The 2,148-nt window shown below is 64.7% G+C and carries 3 protein-coding genes and 1 pseudogene; all 4 read right to left on the reverse strand.

Translation table 11 applies throughout. The annotated features are described in order from the left end of the window. Positions 1-920 (reverse strand): annotated as a pseudogene (locus EN742_RS32640) (conjugal transfer protein TrbE); the annotation flags it as partial. A gap of 10 nt (positions 921-930) precedes the next feature. After that, entirely contained in the window at positions 931-1,212 is a 282-nt protein-coding gene (locus EN742_RS32645; protein ID WP_127405026.1) for a VirB3 family type IV secretion system protein, read from the reverse strand. Continuing rightward, complete coding sequence (locus EN742_RS32650; RefSeq protein WP_127405025.1) at positions 1,212-1,538, reverse strand: TrbC/VirB2 family protein; 327 nt, start codon at positions 1,536-1,538, stop codon at positions 1,212-1,214. Before EN742_RS32650 ends, EN742_RS32645 begins: the two co-directional genes overlap by 1 nt. Further along, the coding region (locus EN742_RS32655; RefSeq protein ID WP_189375702.1) for an ATPase, T2SS/T4P/T4SS family at positions 1,535-2,148 on the reverse strand (614 nt) is incomplete at its 5' end. The genes EN742_RS32655 and EN742_RS32650, both read right to left, overlap by 4 nt.

A 2,148-nucleotide genomic window follows, 5' to 3' on the forward strand; every position in this document is an offset into this window, starting at 1 on the left:
TCGGTGTCCACCAGCACGGAGGCCTCGTTGGTCATGACCTCCTTCAGGATTGCCGCAATCGACTTGCGTTTGGCGAACCATTGCCGCCGTATCTTCGTCAGCAGCTTGGCGGCATCAGTCTTGTCGAGCAGGATCGCGCGCGTCGACCAGCGATAGGGAAAGGCGAGCCGGTTGAGGTCATCGAGCAGACCCGGCGTGGTCGCGGTCGGGAAGCCGACGATGGTGAGCACGCGAAGATGCTGGTCGCCAAGGCACGGTTCAAGCCCCCCGGTCAGTGGCAGGTCGGCCAGCAGCGCATCGAGATAGATGGGTGTCTCCGGGACGCGCACGCGATGGCGCTTGGTCGAGATCGTCGAATGCAGGTAGGTCAGCGTCTCGCTGTCATCGAGCCAGCGGCATTCCGGCATGAAGCCGTCGGGCAGGGAGAACACGCGCTCGGTGCGGTCGACAAAGGCGCGCATGATTTCGTTGGCATCTATGCCGGACTGATCGCGCCCCTCGTAGAGCCACGTCTCGGCGCGGGCTGCTTCCTCGGCCGGTGGCAGATGGAGGAAGGTGAGGAAGTAGCTCGATACGAAATGAACCTCTTCCTCTTCGAACTCGGCCTTGCGCTCGGCGTCGACCAGGCGAGAGGCGGGATCGGGAAACTCGCTTTCGGGATAGGTCGCGGCGGCGTGCCGCTGCGCCTCGACGAAGAGGCTCCAACCCGAACCGAGGCGACGGACGGCATTGTTGATGCGCGAGGCCACCGCGACCAGTTCGGCCGCGACGGCGGATTCGAGATCCGGCCCGCGGAATTTGGCGGTTCGCTGAAAGCTGCCATCCTTGTTCAGCACCACGCCAGGCGCGACGAGCGCAACCCATGGCAGGTAGTCGGCAAGGCGGCTGGCGCTGCGGCGATATTCGGCAAGGTTCATCATGATCGCGCCCTTAAACGGACAGGTGAGTTGGGAGGCGCAGATGCCGGCGGCCAACTTCCACGAACAGCGGATCGCGCTTGGCGGCCCACACCGCCATGAAATGCCCAAGCGCCCAGATGACGAGACCGGCCAGCCAGAGGCGCAGGCCAAGGCCAACCGCGCCTGCCAGTGTGCCGTTCAGGATCGCGATGGAGCGGGGTGCGCCGCCAAGCAGTATGTGCTCGGTCAGCGCCCTATGAACGGCGACGGTGAAACCGGGCACTGCGTCGAGCTGTTCGAAAGCGGTTGCCATCAGATCAACGCTCCGCCGCCAAACGAGAAGAACGACAAAAAGAAGCTCGATGCCGCGAAGGCGATCGACAGGCCAAAGACGATCTGGATCAGCCGCCTGAAGCCGCCGGACGTATCGCCAAAGGCAAGCGTCAGGCCGGTGACGATGATGATGATGACGGCAATGATCTTGGAGACCGGCCCTTCGATCGACTGAAGGATTTTTTCGAGTGGCTGCTCCCACGGCATCGACGAGCCGGCGGCATTGGCGGCCGGGGCCACCATGAGAGAGATGACGAGGGTTGTCGCCGCCGTAGCCAGGTGCTCGCGGGAAAGATTGCGGATCATGATTTGTCTCCTGTGTTGTTCGGGGTGGCTTGGGAGGTGCGGTAGTCGCCGTCGGGTCCAAGGCCATCGATGCGTGCGAGTTCGGTCAGTCGCCGTGCGGGACCGCGTCCCGACAGGACCGCGACAAGGTCAATGGTTTCGGCGATCAGCGCTCGCGGCACCGTGACGACGGCTTCCTGGATGAGTTGCTCGAGACGGCGCAGCGCCCCGATCCCGGATCCGGCATGGATGGTGCCGATGCCGCCGGGGTGCCCGGTGCCCCATGCCTTCAGCAGGTCGAGGGCTTCGGCGCCGCGCACCTCGCCGATCGGGATGCGGTCTGGTCGCAGGCGCATTGAGGATCGGACCAGGTCGGAGAGCGTGGCGACACCATCTTTTGTGCGCATGGCGACAAGGTTGGGCGCGGCGCACTGGAGTTCACGCGTGTCCTCGATGATGACGACGCGATCGGCCCCCTTTGCCACTTCGGCGAGCAAGGCATTGGTGAGCGTCGTCTTGCCCGTGGACGTGCCGCCGGCGACCAGGATATTCGCGCGGGCAGCGACGGCAGCGCGCAACGTCGCCGCCGGGTCGTCTGTCGTAACGCCAGCAGCCACGTAGTCTTCGAGTG

The sequence above is a fragment of the Mesorhizobium sp. M4A.F.Ca.ET.020.02.1.1 genome (assembly GCF_004022645.1).
Classification (GTDB): domain Bacteria; phylum Pseudomonadota; class Alphaproteobacteria; order Rhizobiales; family Rhizobiaceae; genus Mesorhizobium.